At 64.2% G+C, this 19,764-nt stretch carries 11 protein-coding genes and 4 rRNA genes; 1 reads left to right on the top strand and 14 read right to left on the bottom strand.

Annotation, left to right across the window (positions count from 1 at the left end; translation table 11 throughout):
* Positions 1 to 11: 11 nt before the first annotated feature.
* From steA to C8271_RS06450, 11 genes are all read right to left on the bottom strand, one after another.
* On the bottom strand, positions 12 to 1,181 hold the full coding sequence (steA, locus tag C8271_RS06500; protein ID WP_106506619.1) for a putative cytokinetic ring protein SteA: 1,170 nt from the start codon (positions 1,179 to 1,181) through the stop codon (positions 12 to 14).
* Positions 1,178 to 2,917 (bottom strand): DNA repair protein RecN, encoded by a 1,740-nt coding sequence (recN, locus tag C8271_RS06495; RefSeq protein WP_106506618.1) that lies wholly within the window; start codon positions 2,915 to 2,917, stop codon positions 1,178 to 1,180. Before recN ends, steA begins: the two co-directional genes overlap by 4 nt.
* A 7-nt stretch (positions 2,918 to 2,924) precedes the next feature.
* Positions 2,925 to 3,872 carry an NAD kinase gene (locus tag C8271_RS06490; protein WP_106506617.1) on the bottom strand — a complete coding sequence of 316 codons (948 nt, stop codon included), beginning with the start codon at positions 3,870 to 3,872 and terminating at the stop codon, positions 2,925 to 2,927.
* Positions 3,869 to 4,729 carry a TlyA family RNA methyltransferase gene (locus C8271_RS06485; protein ID WP_106506616.1) on the bottom strand — a complete coding sequence of 287 codons (861 nt, stop codon included), beginning with the start codon at positions 4,727 to 4,729 and terminating at the stop codon, positions 3,869 to 3,871. Before C8271_RS06485 ends, C8271_RS06490 begins: the two co-directional genes overlap by 4 nt.
* Entirely contained in the window at positions 4,726 to 5,739 is a 1,014-nt protein-coding gene (locus C8271_RS06480; RefSeq protein WP_106506615.1) for an HAD-IIA family hydrolase, read from the bottom strand. The genes C8271_RS06485 and C8271_RS06480 overlap by 4 nt, the downstream gene beginning before the upstream one ends.
* Complete coding sequence (locus C8271_RS06475) at positions 5,736 to 6,605, bottom strand: tetratricopeptide repeat protein (RefSeq protein ID WP_138774536.1); 870 nt, start codon at positions 6,603 to 6,605, stop codon at positions 5,736 to 5,738. The genes C8271_RS06480 and C8271_RS06475 overlap by 4 nt, the downstream gene beginning before the upstream one ends.
* Before the next feature lie 1,160 nt (positions 6,606 to 7,765).
* Positions 7,766 to 7,881: ribosomal RNA gene (rrf, locus tag C8271_RS06470) — 5S ribosomal RNA — on the bottom strand.
* A 22-nt stretch (positions 7,882 to 7,903) separates the two neighbouring features.
* A 5S ribosomal RNA gene (rrf, locus tag C8271_RS06465) occupies positions 7,904 to 8,021 on the bottom strand.
* A 102-nt stretch (positions 8,022 to 8,123) separates the two neighbouring features.
* A 23S ribosomal RNA gene (locus tag C8271_RS06460) occupies positions 8,124 to 11,179 on the bottom strand.
* 364 nt (positions 11,180 to 11,543) lie between these two features.
* Positions 11,544 to 13,062 (bottom strand): 16S ribosomal RNA (locus C8271_RS06455).
* Together the 16S, 23S and 5S rRNA genes form the textbook arrangement of a ribosomal RNA operon.
* Positions 13,063 to 13,533: 471 nt before the next feature.
* On the bottom strand, positions 13,534 to 14,238 hold the full coding sequence (locus tag C8271_RS06450; protein WP_106506613.1) for a demethylmenaquinone methyltransferase: 705 nt from the start codon (positions 14,236 to 14,238) through the stop codon (positions 13,534 to 13,536).
* A gap of 116 nt (positions 14,239 to 14,354) precedes the next feature.
* On the opposite strand from C8271_RS06450, the gene serC reads away from it, so the two are divergent.
* A complete protein-coding gene (gene serC / locus C8271_RS06445) occupies positions 14,355 to 15,530 on the top strand; it encodes a phosphoserine transaminase (protein WP_106506612.1) in 1,176 nt (391 codons plus the stop codon).
* Between the two features lie 32 nt (positions 15,531 to 15,562).
* Here the strand turns inward: serC and C8271_RS06440 are convergent, their stop codons facing one another.
* From C8271_RS06440 to C8271_RS06430, 3 genes are all read right to left on the bottom strand, one after another.
* Positions 15,563 to 17,089: an NCS2 family permease gene (locus tag C8271_RS06440; RefSeq protein ID WP_106506611.1), complete on the bottom strand. Its 1,527-nt coding sequence runs from the start codon at positions 17,087 to 17,089 to the stop codon at positions 15,563 to 15,565.
* A gap of 97 nt (positions 17,090 to 17,186) precedes the next feature.
* The gene (gene nagB, locus C8271_RS06435) at positions 17,187 to 17,978 is read right to left on the bottom strand and encodes a glucosamine-6-phosphate deaminase (protein ID WP_106507924.1); all 792 of its coding nucleotides are present in this window, start codon (positions 17,976 to 17,978) and stop codon (positions 17,187 to 17,189) included.
* A 324-nt stretch (positions 17,979 to 18,302) separates the two neighbouring features.
* Positions 18,303 to 19,679 (bottom strand): NAD(P)/FAD-dependent oxidoreductase, encoded by a 1,377-nt coding sequence (locus tag C8271_RS06430; RefSeq protein WP_106506610.1) that lies wholly within the window; start codon positions 19,677 to 19,679, stop codon positions 18,303 to 18,305.
* Positions 19,680 to 19,764: the final 85 nt, after the last annotated feature.

The following is a 19,764-nucleotide window of genomic DNA, read 5'->3' as shown; positions in this document are numbered from 1 at the left end:
CTTCCTTCCCTTCACCCGAGCGGCCGGGGTGCGAACAGGGATATGAACCAGGACAGCAGTCCGTCGAGTCGGGCGCCCAGGATCTCCACCAGCACCTGTCCGCCCGGTGTCGACCACAGTGCGGCGGCAAGCGCAAGGAGTCCAGCGACCGCGAGAAGCACAAGCTGTGTGGTGGAGATCCGCTGGCGGTACAGCCGTGAGACGCCTTTGGCGTCCACGAGCTTCGAACCGATGCGCAGGCGGGTGAGGAACGTCGAGCTCATGCCCGCTCGGCCCTTGTCGAGGAATTCTTCGAGGGTGCCGTGCGTGCCCACGGCGACGATCACGGAGGCTCCCTTCTCATCGGCCAGGAGCATGGCGATGTCCTCACTGGTGCCGGAGGCAGGGAACGCGACTGCGCGTTCCGCCAGTCCGAGGTGGTCCAGGCGGTCCATGCCGGGTGCACGCCCGTCACGGTAGGCATGAACGACGAGTTCAGCGCCGCAGCGCAGTGCACGATCGGAGACCGAATCCATATCCCCGATGATCATGTCGGGCCGGAACCCAGCGTCGAGAACGGCGTCGGCGCCGCCGTCGACCCCGATGATCACGGGCTGGTTCTCGCGCAGGAAGGGCCGCAGGGTGAGCAGGTCCTCCTTGTAGTGGTATCCGCGCACGACGATCAGCACCGGGCGTCCATCGATGCGGGTGCGCACATCCGGTGCACCGATGCCATCCAGCAGCAGGTCGCGTTCGCGCAGCATGTACTCGAGCGTGTTCTGCGCAAACAGTTCGAGCTGCTCCGACAGCCCTTCGCGTGCCGCGTCGGCCGCTTCCTTCACGGCCGCCTCGTCCATGCGCGTTCCCGACGCAATGGTGATGCCGTCCATCTCCACAGCGTTATCGCGCACCGTGATGCTGGCACCGTCGCGCAGCCGGGAGAAGAGGTCTTCGCCCAGCTCATCGACCAGGAGGATCCCGTTCTCCACCAGAATGCGCGGCCCCGCGTTGGGGTACCGGCCGGACGTGGAAGCAGCGGCGTTCAGCACCGCGATCGGACGGCGCTCGGCGAGGGCTTCGGCGGCGACACGATCGATGTCCTCATGGTCAATCACCGCGATGTCTCCGGGCGTGATGCGGGCGGTGAGGTCCTTGGTGCGCCGGCCCAGACGCGCGGTGCCGGTGACGACGGGGGCGCTCATCGGTCCTCCTCGGCATCGCCGGCGGGCAGAGCCTGAGCCTGGTTGAGCAGTTCGTCTGCGTGAGCGAGAGCTCGCGCAGAGGCATCATCGCCAGCGAGCATCCGGGCGAGCTCGCGGACGCGTCCTTGGCTGTCCAGCAGTTCGACGTCGGAGCTGGTCGCTGTGCCGTCGGTGGTCTTCACGATCCGCAGGTGCGTGCCGGCGTGCGCGGCGACCTGCGGCAGATGAGTCACGACGATGACCTGAGCGTGACGGGCGAGCGCGGCCAGGCGCTGGCCAACAGCGAGGGCAGCGCGTCCGCCGATGCCCGCGTCGATCTCGTCGAAAACGAAGACGGGGGCGGCGGTGCGGTCCCTGCGCGAAGAGGCGAGCGCCACCTCGAGGGCCAGCATGACGCGGGAGAGCTCGCCGCCGCTGGCAGCGTCGGCGACCGGACGGTGCTGGGCGCCCGGGTGCGGGGCGAGGAGGATCGCGACGCTGTCGCGGCCGTGCTCTCGGTGCGGGCCAGGACTGATCTCGACGCGGATGTCCGCTCCGGGCATCTCCAGCTGCACCAGCTCGTCGCGCACCGCAGCGGCAAGACGATCGGCCGCGCCGACGCGAGTGTCGGTGAGGGCGCTGGCCGCGTCCTCCAGCTCCTGTTCGACTGTCTCCAGCTCGGCGAGCACAGCAGTGTGCTCCTGCTCAGCGCCGTCGAAGCGGTCGAGGTCGCGTGCAGCGCTGCGGGAGGTCTCGAGCAGCTCGGTCACGGTCGTCGCGGGGCCATCGGGGCCCGGCAGCGTCGGCCCCAGGTCGCGCACCAGCGCCGTGAGCTCGTGCAGTCGGGCGTGCGCCTCATCGAGTGCGCCGGGCCCGGTGTCGATGTCTTCGGCGCGGCGGGACAGTGCCGCAGCGATGTCGGAGATCTCGTCACCGAGTGTCGTCAGGCGTTCGCTGGCCTCCTGGAGGGCGCTGTCGACGCGCTGCGCCTTGCTCACGGCGTCCGCTGCAAGCGCCAGCAGACTGGAGACGCTCGGGGTGTCGTCGTCACCGACGAGCGCGAGGGCGGCGCGCGCCAGATCCTCACGGACCTCGGCGGCATGGGAGAGCTGCTCGATGTCCTCGCGTACGGCGTCGTCTTCCCCGGGCTGCGGGTCGACCGTCTCGAGCCGCTCCAGGGCGTCTCGCAGCAGTGCGCCACGTCGGTCACGCTGTGCCAGCAGATCCTCGAGCTCACGTGCTCTGGCGGCGAGCGCTGCACGTCGGGCGAACACGTCACGGTGGCGCGCCAGAGCTGGGCTGATCTCGTCGGCGGCATAGGCATCGAGGGCAGTGCGCTGTGCATCGCTCTCGCGCAGCCGCAGCTGGTCGGCTTGCCCGTGGACGGTGACGGCAGAGCCGACATGAGCGGCGAGCGTTCCGATCGGCACGGGAACACCGCCGATGTGGGCGCGGGAGCGTCCGTCGCGGGTGACGCGGCGCACCACGAGCAGGTCGCCGTCGTCCTCGTCGGCACCGAGCTCCTCAAGCGCCGCACGCAGCGCATCGTGCCCGTCGAGCCGCAGGGTGCCCGCCACTGTGGCTGCTTCACCCGTGCGGCCTCGGTCGAGCCGCGCGCCGAGCAGCATCGTGAGGCCGGTGACGATCATGGTTTTGCCTGCCCCGGTCTCGCCGGTGAGCGCGGTGAACCCCGGGCCGAACTCGAGCACCGCATCGTCGATCACGCCGATGTGGCGAATGCGCAGTGTGGACAGCATGGATGCCTCAGCGCTGCCGCTGTCCCCGGCCGCGCCATCCTTCGACCGGGAGCTCGAACTTCTCGACGAGCCGGTCGGCGAACGGTGTCGCGGTCAGTCGCACAAGCCGAACGGAGCGCTGTGACAGGCGCGCCTCCACGCGCATGCCCGCTGTGAGGTCGATACCGCGGCGGCCATCGAGCGTGAGCACGGCATGCTGGTCGCGGTCGTCGTCTGTGAGCTCAACAGCGATCTCCGAGGAGCGACCGAGCACGAGCGGGCGGGCGAACAGGGCGTGGGCTGCCAGAGGCACCAGCATCATCGCGTCGACTTCGGGCCAGATCACGGGGCCGCCGGCACTGAACGCGTAAGCGGTCGACCCGGTCGAGGTCGACAGCAGCACCCCGTCGCAGCCGAAGGAGGACACCGGCCGCCCGTCGATCTCCACGGCGGCGTAGACCATCTTGCGGCGATCGGATTTCTCCAGGGAAGCCTCGTTCAGGGCCCAGCCGGTGGTGAGCACGGCATCGGTGCGGTCACGCACGGTGATTTCCAGTGCGGACCGCTGCTCGATGGCATAGTCGCCGTCCAAGAGGCGAGCAACCGTGGTGGCAAGATCCTCCGCTTCGCTCTCGGCGAGGAAACCGACGTGCCCAAGGTTCACGCCGTGCACGGGAACATCCGCGTCCCGCACCAGTTCGAGGGCACGCAGGATCGTGCCGTCCCCGCCCAGCACGATCGCAAGTTCCGTGCCTTCGTCGGCGTGCACGGCGTTCACACGGTGAACGTGCTCATCGCGCAGCAGATCGGTGAGCCCCTCGGGGAGCTGATCCGCCGGCTGCGCGCAAATCTCGTCGATCTGTTCGCCAACCAGCACCGGAGTGACCCCACGCCCGGTGAGCTCCTGCAGGACAGTGCGAAGGGCCGACAGTGCGGCGCGTCTCCCCGTGTGCGCGAACAGCAGGAACCGCCTCATCGTTTCCCTTCCGTTCCGGTGATCTCCGGTGCGCGGATATGCATCACCCGATCTGCGCGCACAGCGTCTTCGATCATGTCACAGCAGTCTGTTGGCACCTGACTATCTTCGCGGGCACGTCGCAGGTGAAGGAAACTCTCGCGGTTGCCGTCCTGTCCGTGCAGCGCGCTGGGGCCGACGGCGCAGGGCACGAGCCCCACCTCGATGGCGGCGGCCGCCACCCGTGCGACGGCGCTGGCGCGCTGCGCGGCATCGGACACCACGCCACTGCGCGGCAGCGCGGCCCGCCCGACCTCGAACTGCGGCTTGACCATGAGCAGCAGCTCGCCACCGATCACGGTGGCTCGAGCAAGGGGCTCGATGACGGTGCGCAGGGAGATGAAGGAGAGGTCAGCGACGACTAACTGGGCTGCCCCTCCGATGAGCTCTGGCGTCAGATCGCGCACGCTGGTGCCATCGATCACGATCACGCGGGGGTCCGCTGCAAGTCGCGGCAGCAGTTGGCCGTGACCGATATCGACGGCGACCACGCGGTCGGCGCCGCGGCGCAGGAGCACGTCGGTGAAGCCACCGTGGGAGGCGCCGGCGTCGAGACAGCGCATTCCCGCCGGGTCGATCCCCAGATCATCGAGCGCTCCCAGGAGTTTGTGGGCGGCGCGTGAGGCGTATTCTCCTCCGTCGGGAACCTGCTCGACCTCGAGTCGTGCATCTGCAGTGACCTGCACCGATGGCTTCTCAGCGAGCTTCCCGTCGATCCGCGCACGCCCTTCCTCGATGATCCGGCGCGCATGCGTGCGGGAACGGGCATGCCCGTCCCGCTGCAGCGCGACGTCGAGGCGAACGGTGGGCTCGCTCACGGCGCGGGAATCACCTCGGAGCCGTCGGCGTCGAGCACTCGCCCGGTGAACGCCTCGTCCGGGCGCTGATCGGCGAGCAGTGCGAGGACGGCGCGCACCGTGAGCATGTCATCGAGCGATCCGTGCAGGCGGATGTCCTCGCCCTGCATCTCGGCGCCCGATCGCCCGCAGCGCGCCCCGGTGCCGCTGACCACCGGCAGGGGGAAGCCGTGGTGCAGGGCCGACAGGTCCGGGAGAACCGCGGTGGGACGTTCCAGGGGTGTGGCGCGCAGCGCATTCTCGATGGTGCTCACGCCCGTCAGCACAAGGAGCGAGGGCATGCCTGCTCGGTTGGCGCCGGCGATATCGGTGTCAAGTCGGTCGCCGATAACAAGCGGACGACGGGCACCGACGCGATCGACAGCGACCTCGAACATGCCCGGCTCGGGTTTGCCAGCGACCAGCGGATCAACACCGGTGGCATGCCGCAACGCGGCGACCAACGAGCCGTTTCCCGGGGCGAAGCCGCGCTCCGTCGGCAGTGTCGCATCGGTATTGGTGGCAACGTACAGAGCACCGTGACCGATGGCGAACGCTCCTTCAGCCAGCTGCGCCCAGCCGACGTCAGGGGCCCAGCCCTGGACGACAGCGGCGACGTCTGCGCTGTCCTCCCGCACGGGGTCGAAGCCGGCGGCGCGGACCTCTGCCGCCAGGCTGTCACCACCGATCACGAGGACTTTCTGCCCGGGCTCAAGCGTCCTTGCCAGGAGCGACGATGCCACCTGCGGTGAGGTGATCATCTCGTCGGCATGAGCGGTCACGCCCACGGTGGCGAGGTGGTCGGCGGCCTGCTGTGGCGTGCGCGAGGCGTTGTTGGTGGCGAAGACGAGCGTGACGCCGGCCTCTCGAGCGCGGCGCACGCCGTCGGCGGCATGCGCGATGGGATCGCTACCGTTCATCAGTGTGCCGTCGAGGTCGAACAGCAGGCAATCGTGCAGCTGGAGGAGTGATGGGTCAGGTCGCCTGATCATGCCGTCGTCTCCTCATTCGCGGCGCCGTCAGCGTTCGTGCGCGCTTGCTCATCCGCGGCAACAGCCCCGCCCGTCTCAGGGTGCTCGGTCTCGCTGACGGCCCCGTCCGCGACAGCGGGCGCATCCACCACAGAGACGTCCTCGTCCGAACGGGCCATCTCGGCCACAGAGACATCCGCGTCCGCGCGAGTCTTTTCGTCCACAGGTACATCCCCGTCCGCACGAGGCTTCTCGTCCTCGTGCTCCCCGGGGTCCTCGTCGCTGTACACGTCGACCACCTCGATTTCCTCGAGCTGGTCCCAGACGGAGGACGTATCACGCGCGGGCCGTCCCAATCGTTCGGCAGCGTCAGTCACCTGGTCGGTGTCAACGTCGGCTGCGAGAGCGATCCAGCGCGCGGCCTCCTCATCTCGGCCGGCTGCGGCGAGCAGATCCGCGTAGGCGACCCAGAGCCGCACCTGCCAGCGACCATTGATGCGTTGCCGCAGTGCGGGGGTTTCGAGAGTGCGCAGGGCGGTCTCCACATCGCCTGTGTCCGCGTAGGCACCAGCAACAACGATCATCAGTTCGATCGTGAGCTCGGGGTCCAGCTGGTCGGCATCGGGTGAGGCCGCAATATCGAGGGCCCGTTCTGGGCGCCCTAAACCACGTTCAGCGTCTGCCAATACCGGCAGAGTGTCGAGCCGGCCGGTGATCCGTTGCGCGGTGCGCAGTTCACGCGCGGCGGTGCGGTAATCGCCAGTGCGGTACGCCGCAAGTCCGTGGATCTCGCGGACCGCACCGACGCGACCGCCGATCCTGGCGGCGTATGCGGCGTGCTCGAGCGCTTGATCCGGGGCTTCGTCACTCAGCAGCAGCGAGGCCACGAGGTGACGTGCAACGCGGGTACTCGTTTCGCGCGACAGCGTACGCAGCTCGTCTGCGGTGTCGCGATCGAGTTCCTGCCCGGTGATGGAGTCTGGCAGGTGCGGCTCGTGCGGGCGTTCTGCACGGACTGCCTGCCCGGGCCGGCCTGTGCCGCGAGGACGACGCGATCGACCGGGTGTATCTGCGCTGTCGTCGCGTCGACGTTCACGGAACCTTTCGCGTTGGTCTCCACCGTGCAACCGTGAACGGTCCTCTGACCGCGAGTCCGGGCGTGGTGAGTACTGCTGCTCTCGCCCGTTCCGCGTACCTGCGCCCCCTCGGGAACCCCGTGGGCGGCGGTCATCGCGTTCAGCCCGTCCTGGGGGCCGACGACTCGGAGACCACGTTGTGTCGGTCGCGCCACCGCGGCTGGATCCATTCTCGCGACGCTGATGTCCGCGGCCCTCACCGGCGCGCTTGTCCCCAGCGTCACGCCATCGTCGTGCAGGAGCCTCACGTGACCCTCGCCTGCCGCCCGCGACATCGCCACGATCGTCACGGACAGAACGACGACTCGACGGCTTCCCCCCGGGACGCCTTTCGCCCCGACGGCTCAGCCCACCATGTCCCCGTTGAGGACGGTCAGAGAAACCGACCCGCCCGTCGCTAGCATGAGCGCCGCTGGCGTTCCGCTTCGCGCGGCCCTCCGACTCGCGCGCGGAACCAGCGGGGCGACTTGCTCCGTGGTTCGTGCGGTCTCGTGCGCCATCGTAGGTGTGCGCGGAACCATCAGGGTGATCTTCAGGCGACGACTGCTTGTCGCGTGGGCTGTTGTGATCCGACACGGGTCCGTCCAACGTTCTCTATGGGGATGTATGCCCACGATAGTGGAGCAACTCTCCGGCCTCTGCGTATCAACGCTCCATCGTGAGCGCTTTCACCGCGTACCGGCGATGACAACATCGCAAGAACATCGCGGGCGTTCGGCGATGCACGGAGCGAGACTGCTGTCGCCGATTGCCCTCACTCGCTCCGCCTCACCAGCGAACACCCTGGTAGCGCTAGACGTATTGCCTGAAGGGAACACGGGCCCTGCGAACACCAAACGCGCACAAAAAAGTGGGGTGTGTGCTCCGAGCCAACCACGAGGCTCAAGGAACACACACCCCACCACAAGAATGTCCGGCGGCGACCTACTCTCCCACACCCTCCCGAGTGCAGTACCATCGGCGCAGTCGAGCTTAGCTACCGGGTTCGGAATGGAAACCGGGCGTTTCCCCGACNGAGGCTCAAGGAACACCCCCCCCACCACAAGAATGCCCGGCGGCGACCTCCTCCCCCACCCCCCCCCGAGTGCAGTACCACCGGCGCAGTCGAGCTTAGCTACCGGGTTCGGAATGAAAACCGGGCTTTCCCCCGACGCTATGACCGCCGTAACACCACGAGACCAACCAGCCCACCAACCCCAAACCACGGAGCCAGGAGACTGCCTCCCGAGAACCACACAGTGAACGCGAACACACAAGCAAACAGAAGTGTTGAATAAGCCATCGGCCATTAGTACCAGTCAGCTCCACACATTACTGCGCTTCCACATCTGGCCTATCAACCCAGTCATCTCCTGGGGGCCTCCCACACAAAAAGTGCACGGATATCTCATCTTGAAGCAGGCTTCCCGCTTAGATGCTTTCAGCGGTTATCCCTTCCCGACGTAGCCAACCAGCCATGCCCTTGGCAGAACAACTGGCACACCAGAGGTCAGTCCATCCCGGTCCTCTCGTACTAGGGACAGAACTTCTCAAATATCCAACGCGCGCAGCGGATAGGGACCGAACTGTCTCACGACGTTCTAAACCCAGCTCGCGTACCGCTTTAATAGGCGAACAGCCTAACCCTTGGGACCGACTCCAGCCCCAGGATGCGACGAGCCGACATCGAGGTGCCAAACCATGCCGTCGATATGAGCTCTTGGGCAAGATCAGCCTGTTATCCCCGGGGTACCTTTTATCCGTTGAGCGACACCCATTCCACAATGAGGTGCCGGATCACTAGTTCCTGCTTTCGCACCTGCCCGACATGTCTGTCTCGCAGTCAAGCTCCCTTGTGCACTTACACTCAACACCTGATTGCCAACCAGGCTGAGGGAACCTTTGAGCGCCTCCGTTACTCTTTAGGAGGCAACCGCCCCAGTTAAACTACCCATCAGGCACTGTCCCTGATCCGGATCACGGACCGAAGTTAGGAATCCAGAACGACCAGAGTGGTATTTCAACAACGACTCCACACAAACTAGCGTCCATGCTTCCCAGTCTCCCACCTATCCTACACAAGCCGTTCCGAACACCAATACCAAACTGTAGTAAAGGTCCCGGGGTCTTTCCGTCCTGCTGCGCGTAACGAGCATCTTTACTCGTAATGCAATTTCGCCGAGTTCGCGGTTGAGACAGTGGAGAAGTCGTTACGCCATTCGTGCAGGTCGGAACTTACCCGACAAGGAATTTCGCTACCTTAGGATGGTTATAGTTACCACCGCCGTTTACTGGGGCTTAAATTCTCAGCTTCGCTCCAAAGAGCTAACCAGTCCTCTTAACCTTCCAGCACCGGGCAGGCGTCAGTCCGTATACAGCGTCTTACGACTTCGCACGGACCTGTGTTTTTAGTAAACAGTCGCTTCTCCCTGGTCTCTGCGGCCCTCCCCGCTCTCACGGATCGGGCCCCCCTTCTCCCGAAGTTACGGGGGCATTTTGCCGAGTTCCTTAACCACGATTCTCTCGAACGCCTCGGTATTCTCTACCAGATCACCTGAGTCGGTTTAGGGTACGGGCGACCGTATTCGTCACGCCGGAACTTTTCTCGGCAGTACAGGATCACTCACCTACGCCCATACGGGATCCCCATCACGTCTCACCCACACGGCCCAGCATTACCCGGGCTCAGGCTGCACGCTTAGACGGACTATTCCATTAAGTCCGCGGAAGCTACCTCACTGCGTCATCCCATGCGCTGACCTACTACACCCTTGGTTCCCAGCCTCATCCACAACCACACCCCGAAGGGCATGGAGCAAACTCGGGTGGTTAGCATCAGATGCCTCGGTATGGGTCCTCCTACGATCGGTTCGGGAATATCAACCCGATGTCCATCGACTACGCCTGTCGGCCTCGCCTTAGGTCCCGACTAACCCAGGGCGGATTAACCTGGCCCTGGAACCCTTGATCAATCGGCGGACGGGTTTCTCACCCGTCTTTCGCTACTCATGCCTGCATTCTCACTCGTACGGCCTCCACCACTGGGTCACCCCGCGGCTTCGCAGTCCGTACGACGCTCCCCTACCCACCCGGAAAACCGAGTGACACAGCTTCGGCGGTGTACTTGAGCCCCGCTACATTGTCGGCGCAGAATCACTTGACCAGTGAGCTATTACGCACTCTTTCAAGGGTGGCTGCTTCTAAGCCAACCTCCTGGTTGTCTCAGCAACTCCACATCCTTTTCCACTTAGCACACGCTTAGGGGCCTTAGCTGATGTTCTGGGCTGTTTCCCTCTCGACGATGAAGCTTATCCCCCACCGTCTCACTGCTGCGCTCTCACGTACCGGCATTCGGAGTTTGGCTAAGGTCAGTAACCCGGTGGGGCCCATCGCCTATCCAGTGCTCTACCTCCAGCACGAAACACGCAACGCTGCACCTAAATGCATTTCGGGGAGAACCAGCTATCACGAAGTTTGATTGGCCTTTCACCCCTATCCACAGGTCATCCCCTCCATTTTCAACTGAAGTGGGTTCGCGCCTCCACGCGGTCTTACCCGCGCTTCACACTGCCCATGGATAGATCACTTCGCTTCGGGTCTAGAGCCGGCGACTGAACGCCCCGTTCAGACTCGCTTTCGCTACGGCTACCCCACACGGGTTAACCTCGCCACCGACCACTAACTCGCAGGCTCATTCTTCAAAAGGCACGCCGTCACCCCAAAAGGCTCCGACGGATTGTAAGCACACGGTTTCAGGTACTATTTCACTCCCCTCCCGGGGTACTTTTCACCTTTCCCTCACGGTACTTGTCCGCTATCGGTCACGAGGTAGTATTCAGGCTTACCAGGTGGTCCTGGCAGATTCACACCGGATTTCACGGGCCCGGTGCTACTCGGGACAACACACACGCCGCACAACAGTTTCGTCTACGGGGGTCACACCCTCTACGCCGCCCCACTCACCAAGGCTTCGACTACCATCACACGTCCACGCTGCAGGGCCGGCAGACCCCACCAATGCATCCCACAACCCCCAACCTGCAACCCCTGCCGGGTATCACACAGACCAGGTTTAGCCACCTCCGCTTTCGCTCGCCACTACTCACGGAATCACTATTGTTTTCTCTTCCTGCGGGTACTAAGATGTTTCACTTCCCCACGTTCCCTCCACACCACCTATACATTCAGTGGCGGGTACCGGGACATGACTCCCGGTGGGTTTCCCCATTCGGACATCCTCGGATCACAGGTCGGTTGTCACCTCCCCGAGGCTTATCGCAGACTCCCACGTCCTTCGTCGGCTCCTCGTGCCCAGGCATTCACCGTGCGCCCTTGAAGACTTAGGCAACACAACAAAGACACAAAAATATTGCTCTGTAATTGCTTACAAGATGCTCGCGTCCACTATGCAGTTCTCAAGAAACAGCCCCACACCAACCATCCACCACACACAGCAGCAGACAATCAGGGAGGACCAGCCACACACCCCACACACAAAGCAGGGGGCACATGCAGCCTCACAACCCAATAGCGTGCCTCCACCTGAAACCAACCACCCCAGTCCCCCGTTCCACGAGCACACAGCCCAGTACTAAGAGAAACCAGCAGAAGCCAGCCAAGCGCCCATTCATTGATGTTCCACCCATGAGCAACCACCCCCACCACACGCGGGCAGGCAGATGGCCACCATTACTTGGTGATGCTCCTTAGAAAGGAGGTGATCCAGCCGCACCTTCCGGTACGGCTACCTTGTTACGACTTAGTCCCAATCACCGATCCCACCTTCGACAGCTCCCTCACGAGGATGGGCCACTGGCTTCGGGTGTTACCGACTTTCGTGACTTGACGGGCGGTGTGTACAAGGCCCGGGAACGTATTCACCGCAGCGTTGCTGATCTGCGATTACTAGCGACTCCGACTTCATGGGGTCGAGTTGCAGACCCCAATCCGAACTGAGACCGGCTTTTTGGGATTCGCTCCACCTCACAGTTTCGCAACCCATTGTACCGGCCATTGTAGCATGCGTGAAGCCCAAGACATAAGGGGCATGATGATTTGACGTCGTCCCCACCTTCCTCCGAGTTGACCCCGGCAGTCTCCCATGAGTCCCCACCCGAAGTGCTGGCAACATGGAACGAGGGTTGCGCTCGTTGCGGGACTTAACCCAACATCTCACGACACGAGCTGACGACAACCATGCACCACCTGTGCACCAGTCCAAAGAAAGCCACATCTCTGCAGCAGTCCAGTGCATGTCAAGCCTTGGTAAGGTTCTTCGCGTTGCATCGAATTAATCCGCATGCTCCGCCGCTTGTGCGGGCCCCCGTCAATTCCTTTGAGTTTTAGCCTTGCGGCCGTACTCCCCAGGCGGGGCACTTAATGCGTTAGCTACGACGCGGAAAACGTGGAATGTTCCCCACATCTAGTGCCCAACGTTTACGGCATGGACTACCAGGGTATCTAATCCTGTTCGCTCCCCATGCTTTCGCTTCTCAGTGTCAGTAATGGCCCAGAGACCTGCCTTCGCCATCGGTGTTCTTCCTGATATCTGCGCATTTCACCGCTACACCAGGAGTTCCAGTCTCCCCTACCACACTCTAGCCTGCCCGTACCCACCGCACGCCCGAGGTTGAGCCTCGGGTTTTCACGGCAGACGCGACAAGCCACCTACAAGCTCTTTACGCCCAATAATTCCGGACAACGCTTGCGCCCTACGTATTACCGCGGCTGCTGGCACGTAGTTAGCCGGCGCTTCTTCTGCAGGTACCGTCACTCTCGCTTCTTCCCTACTGAAAGAGGTTTACAACCCGAAGGCCGTCATCCCTCACGCGGCGTCGCTGCATCAGGCTTTCGCCCATTGTGCAATATTCCCCACTGCTGCCTCCCGTAGGAGTCTGGGCCGTGTCTCAGTCCCAGTGTGGCCGGTCGCCCTCTCAGGCCGGCTACCCGTCATCGCCTTGGTGAGCCATTACCTCACCAACAAACTGATAGGCCGCGAGTCCATCCACCACCGATAAATCTTTCCACCACACACCATGCGATGCGCAGTCATATCCGGTATTAGCCCCGATTTCCCGAGGTTATCCCGAAGTGGAGGGCAGGTTACTCACGTGTTACTCACCCGTTCGCCACTAATCAACCCGTGCAAGCACGGGCGTCATCGTTCGACTTGCATGTGTTAAGCACGCCGCCAGCGTTCGTCCTGAGCCAGGATCAAACTCTCCATGAAAAACATGAAAAAATCCTAGCAAAAACAAACAACTAGACAATAAATGTCAGTCATCCATCAATGCCAAACAAAAATTGGCATCAACAAACAGACACGCTATTGAGATATCAAGCAACATGTGCACTCGACCTCGATGCTTTGTGCATCTCGCTTCGAGGCAACCCCCATAACTTAGGGGATTTCTTCCGCTTCAGTCAAGCTCAGTCGGTGTGATCCGCGTCGCTTTCCCGTTGGGAAGGCGCTCCACTGTGGTCGGTCCCGTTTGGCTCGTCGCCTTGGCGGAACCGCCCCGCTGTGGGGCACGAGGAAGAACATTACGCGGCGCAATCATGGCGGTCAAGCCGGTAACGCCCTATTCGTGGGTGTCCTCCGCCACACTCGCTCAATCGGTCCGCGGACAGTGAGCAACGGTCTGCTCTGGGCTTGTCCTTCGCTGCTCCGTCGGCCCTAACGCATCCCTCTGGTCAGCGATCAGGCAGTACCACCGGGCACACGCCCCCTGTGCAGAGCCACGATCCCGCCCGTCAGATTCCGGTGCTCGACCTGCTCCAGGCCGATATGCCGCAACCACGCGGCCAGACCCCGCTGGTCCGGCCACGCGATGATGGACTCGGCAAGGTAGTCATACGCATCCGCGCTGGAGGCAAGTTGCTTCGCCACCGCCGGAAGCGCCCGCAACAGGTAACGCTCGTAGATCGCCCGGAACAGGGTCGACGTCGGCGTGGAGAATTCGCAGACCACAACACGTCCGCCAGGGCGGACGACACGACGCATCTCTGTGAGGGCACGCACCGGATCCTGCACATTACGGAGTCCGAAAGAGATCACAGCTGCGTCGAAGGTGTCGTCAGCAAAAGGGAGCCGGTGCGCGTCGGCGCCCACGAAAGGGACCGGGGCGCCGCGCCGACGACCTTCGCTCATCATGCCGAAGGAGAAGTCCGCCGCGACCACACGCGCCCCGGCACGCGCAAGCGCCGTGGCCGATGTACCGGTGCCTCCCGCAAGATCCAGCACGTGTGCGCCGTGACCGGGGTTGACCGCATCAACCATCAGGTGCCGCCACCGCTTGACCTGACCGAGTGCGGCGACATCGTTCATGAGGTCGTAGCGGCGGGCAATGCTGTCGAACATCCCGGCGACGTCGAACGGCTGCTTGTCCAGGTCGGCACGGCTCATGCCTTGATCCTGCCAGATACGTGCCGCGTGGTGGACCAGGCAAGCGTGCGCGCCGCAGCGCTGGCACGATGTCGGTTCAGGCGATATCCCGTCCTCATGGTTCCGGAAGGAGCATCATGTCCGCCCGCACAGCTCTTGGCACATCCCACTTCGATGCCGTCCCGATCCCGAGCAACCTGCTGCCCTCTGACGGCCGATTCGGATCGGGTCCTGCGCGGATCCGCTCCGAACAGCTCGATGCACTGATGGCGAGCGGACGCACGGTGCTGGGCACCTCGCATCGGCAGAGCGCGGTCAAAGGCGTGGTGCGACGGGTCCGCGAGGGCCTGGCGCAGCTGTTCGATCTGCCCGGGGGATACGAGATCGTGCTCGGCAATGGTGGCTCGACCGCGTTCTGGGACATCGCCGCCCTGTGCCTCGTACACGAGCGCTCAGCACATCTCGTGCTCGGCGAGTTCTCCGCCAAATTCGCAGTGGAGACACGATCTGCCCCTCATCTGGCGGAACCGATTGTGCGCGAGTCGGCTCCCGGTTCCGTGCCGACGTGGGATGACGCTGATGGCAGCCTCGCCTCTGCTGACGTCGTCGCCTGGCCTCACAATGAGACCTCCACAGGCGTCATGCTGCCCGTGAGCAGGCCGACGCACGCCACGCAGTCCGGTGCCCTCGTTCTCGTGGACGCTACCTCCGCTGCCGGTGGGATCGCGGTCGACATCGACCAGACCGACACCTACTACTTCGCACCGCAGAAATGTCTGGGCTCAGACGGCGGGCTGTGGGTAGCGGCCCTCTCCCCTGCCACCATCGAGCGTGCAGCTGAGCTCGAGGCACGCAACGACAGATGGGTACCGAGCTTCCTCTCGCTCACTGCGGCCATCGAGAACTCGCAGAAGAACCAGACGCTGAACACGCCAGCGATCGCCACGCTCATCCTGCTCGCCGAACAGGTCGAGTGGATCCTCGACCAGGGCGGTCTTGCCTGGGCAGATGAGCGCACACGTACTTCAAGCGGTCTGCTGCATGCCTGGGCCGACCGACGTGAGGACGTGACCTGCTTCGTTACCGACCCCGCCGCCCGTTCTCAGGTGGTCACGACGCTGGATCTCGCCCCGCATGTGGACGCTGCTGCTCTCGCTGCCCGCCTGCGTCGTGAGGGCATCCTCGACATCGAGCCCTACCGGAAGCTCGGTCGGAACCAGCTGCGCATCGCGACGTTCCCGTCGGTGCCGCCCTCAGACGTCGAGGCACTGGTGTCCGTGCTGGACCATGTCCTGGACAGCGCAGCGGCCTGACCCGTCGGTGCCCGGCATCCGTCGGCCTGCCGTCAGATGAGAAGGTTCTCCAGCGCTCCACGCAGGAAGTACGCGATGAACAGGGCGGCCACTAGGTACATGAGCCAGTGGACGCGGCGCCCCTTACCCTGCACCACCAGGATCAGCACGTACATGACGAAACCTGCGCCCATACCGACCGTGATCGAGTAGGCGAACGGCATGAGGATGATGGTGAGGAACGCCGGGATCGCCTTGGAGACATCGGTGAAGTCGATGCCGGTGATCTGAGTCATCATCAGGAAGCCCACCATGACCAGGGCCGGCGTCGCGGCTTCGTAGGGCACCAGGGCTACGAGCGGTGCGAACAGTGTTGCCAGCAGGAACGCGATACCGGTGACCACAGAGGCAAGTCCGGTGCGGGCGCCCTCCGCGACGCCTGAAGTCGACTCCACGAACGCGGTGTTCGAACTGACGCCACCCAGGCCGCCGGCAACAGCGCCGAGCGAATCGACCACGAGGATGCGCTGTGAGCCGGGGATGTCACCGTTCTCATCGAGCAGATCGGCTTCGGAGGCAACGCCGACCATGGTTCCCATGGTGTCGAAGAAGTCCGCGAGCATCAGGGAGAACACGATCACGAGCGCCCCGACGATTCCGACCGCTTTCAGACCGCCGAGCGGGTCCACGGTGAACAGGGTGGAGAAGTCTGGCATCTGCAGCGGCGAGGAGGTGATCGCGGGGACGTTCATGCTCCAGCCATGCGGGTTGCCTGCGCCCGCCTCGTCGGCCGGAGCGTAGGCGCCCAGCGAGGTCAGCTGCTCGATCACGATCGCGAGCACTGTGGCAGTGACGATCGACAGGAAGATCGCTCCCGGCACCTTCCGCACCCACAGGACGAACATGAGCAGCAGACCGGTGACGAACACGAACGTGGGCCAGCCGATCAGCGATCCGCTGTTGCCGAGCTGAACAGGCGTGCCCGAGGCACTGGTCACGAAGCGGGCGTTGTACAGGCCGATGAACGCGATGAACAGGCCGATTCCCACAGCGATCGCCGTCTTCATGAACGGTGGCACTGCGTCGAACACGGCCTTGCGGAATCCGGTGAACACGAGAACGAGAACGAGCAGCCCCTCGATCACCACAAGCCCCATAGCACCGCCCCAGGTCATTCCCGGCAAGGAGACGACGGAGTAGGCGAGGTAGGCATTCAACCCGAGGCCCGCTGCCAGGGCGAGGGGGAACTTCGCCCAGGCGCCCATCAGAATGGACAGCACCCCGGCGATCAGGGCTGTACCAGCGGCGACAGCCGGGAGGTTCGGGGCATCCCCGCCGCCGAGGTACTGACCGGTGGAATCCGGGACAGTGCCGATGATCAGTGGATTCAGCACCACGATGTAGCACATGGCGAAGAAGGTGACGAGGCCGCCACGCACCTCGCGCCCCACTGTCGATCCGCGTTCGGAGATCGAGAACCAGCGATCCAGCGCGGAACGACGCGGCGCCTCGTCGACGTGTGAGGAGGAGGACCCGTCGACAGCAGCCGCGGGCGATGAGGGGGTGTGATCAGCCTGCATGAATCGGATCGTATCCGCGAGACTCCACCACTGATCAGCCCGGCATGCGGCGAGACCGTTTCGTCATATGGCCCCTGTCACAGACGAGTCCGTATGGTCAGCTCCAGGCGGGAGCTCCGTCCTGCAGCTGCATGCGGCGGCTGTAGCGGTAGAAGTCGCTCAGCTCGAGTTTGGCTGCCGCGTCCTCGTCAACCACGGCCACAGTGTGCGGGTGCAGTTGCAGCACGCTGGCAGGGCAGCGGGCGCTGACCGGCCCTTCCACCATCTGCGCCACAGCGTCGGCTTTCTTCGCACCGGTGGCGATGAGCAGGACGCGTCGAGCCTCCATGATCGTGCCCAATCCCTGGCTGAGGGCGCGGACCGGCACCTCGGAGCGGCTGCTGAAAAAGCGAGCGTTGTCGCGGATGGTGCTCGGCGTCAGCCATACCGGCCGTGTGCGGGAGGCCAATGAGCTGCCGGGTTCGTTGAAGGCGATGTGGCCATTGGAACCGATGCCGAGCAGCTGGCAGTCCACGCCGCCCGCATCACGGATACTCGCGTCGAACGACGCACACTCCGCGGCAAGGTCCGTGGCCAGGCCATCAGGAAGATGCACGCGTGCAGGATCAAGGTCGACCTGGGAGACCAGGTTCTCGTGGATGAAGTGGTGGTAGGACTGCTCGTGGTCCGCTCCGAGCCCGACGTACTCATCGAGCATGAACACGTCGGCACCCGCGAAGGACAGGCCGAAATCGCGATGCCGCCGAGCAAGTTCGCCATACAGTCCTAGCGGCGACGATCCCGTGGCGAGTCCGAGCACGGGGTGAGCCGAGGCGCCGAGCACCTGCTCGATGTGGTCGGCCGCGACGCGCGCCACGGCCTCTGCGTTCTCCAGGATGACGACGTCCACCACTGCACCTCACTGCTTCCGAGCCCAGTCGAGCCCGCTGTCCTTCTTCCGCGGCCATCTGCCCCACGAATGATCACCGATCACCGCAGGCTCTGCGCATGATCGCCCGTAGTCTACGTCCCACGCCGTGCGGTCGACGGGGACGACCGGACAGACCAGCCGATATCCGCTAACCGGCTACAGTGCCCGCCTGCGCCGCGGGCTGGCGGCGCCGAACTCTGCAGTGCGCAACGGCGTGCTGCCCTGCCGAGCGCCACAACCAGCTGCGCCCCGGCCGAAACCGACCGGGGTGCAGACGATCACCCGGACGTGCCGGGTTCAGGATCACTTCGCAGAGGGAGACTTCCCGGCAGCGAGCTCGAACGCAGCGCGCGGTGTGCTCGACTGCGGGATGCCGATGATGTCACGGCGCGAGATGATGCCGCCCACCCAGTCGGCGACAACAGCGGCCTTCCGGCCGATGGTCGGCATGGCGTACAGGTGGTACGCACGTGCAGCGGCCCACGCGGGGATGCCACGCAGGTCAATCCGCTTGTCACCGATGTTGAGGTAGCCGACGCCCTTGTACATGCCCAGGGTCGCCATGGTGCCGAGGTTCTTGTGGTAGTAGTCCACGAGCGGGCGCCCCTGGATCGAACGGACGATATTGTCGGCGATCCGCTTGCCCTGCCGCACCGCGTGCTGAGCGTTCGGCGGGCAGAACTTACCCTCACCGGATGCCAGGTCCGGCACCGCGGCGCAGTCGCCAGCAGCGAAGACGTTCGCGAGAGGGCCGTCGTCGCCGGTCACTCGGAGATCGGCGAGGCAGTTGAGCTTGCCCATGAGCGGGCCGCGCTCCCGGATGACCGGCAGATCGCTCGCCCCGTCGTCGAGAAGCAGCGGGTTCGGCTTCACACCCGCGTTCCACACCACAATGTCGGACTCGAATTCATCGCCGTCGCTGGTGACGATGTGACCGCCTTCGCAGGAGTTCAGGAAGGTCTCGAGCTTGATCTCCACACCGCGCTCGCGCAGCTGATCGATCGCGTATGCGCGCTGCTCTTCGGAGACCTCCGGGAGGATGAACGGTGCGGCATCCACCAGAACGAAGCGGATATCGGAGAAGTGCAGGTCGGGGTAGTACCGCAGGGCATCGCGCACCATGTCCTCCGCCTCAGCCAGCGCCTCCGACCCGGCGAAACCGCCGCCGACGAAGGTGAAGGTGAGCAGGCGCTTACGCAGCGCGGGGTCCTTCGTGGACGCAGCCTCCGCGAGATTCGCGAGGATCTTGTCGCGCAGGGCAGCAGCCTCCTCGACCTGCTTGAAGCCGATGGCGGTCTCGGCGAGGCCGGGAATCGGCAGCAGGCGCGGCACGGAGCCGAGGCCAACGACCAGGTAGTCGTACTGGATCTCGAGGCTGTCGCTGTCCTCGATGTCGACCACGACCGTGTTCGCGGCGCTGTCGATCTTCGTCGCGCGGCCGGTGACGATCTTCGCGCCGGGCAACGCCTTGCGCAGCGGAGCCAGAACATTGCGCGGGTCGATGCTGCCGGCGCCCACCTCGGGCAAGAACGGCTGGTAGGTCATGTAGGGGCGGGGGTCGACAACCGTGATCGCGACATCGCCGCCGAGGTCCTTGCGCAGAGCATCGACCATGGTCAGGCCAACGGCACCACCGCCAAGAACGAGAACGTGAGGCTTGCCTCCGTGAGTTGTAGTCATATCCACAGAGTAGGACCTTTCGCGCCTGCAACAAAGACGAGGGGGCCGAGCGTGACAATGCCACCTCTTCGTTCCGTCGACACCT

It is taken from the genome of Brachybacterium timonense (genome assembly GCF_900258505.1).
Lineage (GTDB): Bacteria > Actinomycetota > Actinomycetes > Actinomycetales > Dermabacteraceae > Brachybacterium > Brachybacterium timonense.
Note: the sequence above shows the minus strand (reverse complement) of the source record. Positions and strands in the feature narration are given on the sequence as shown.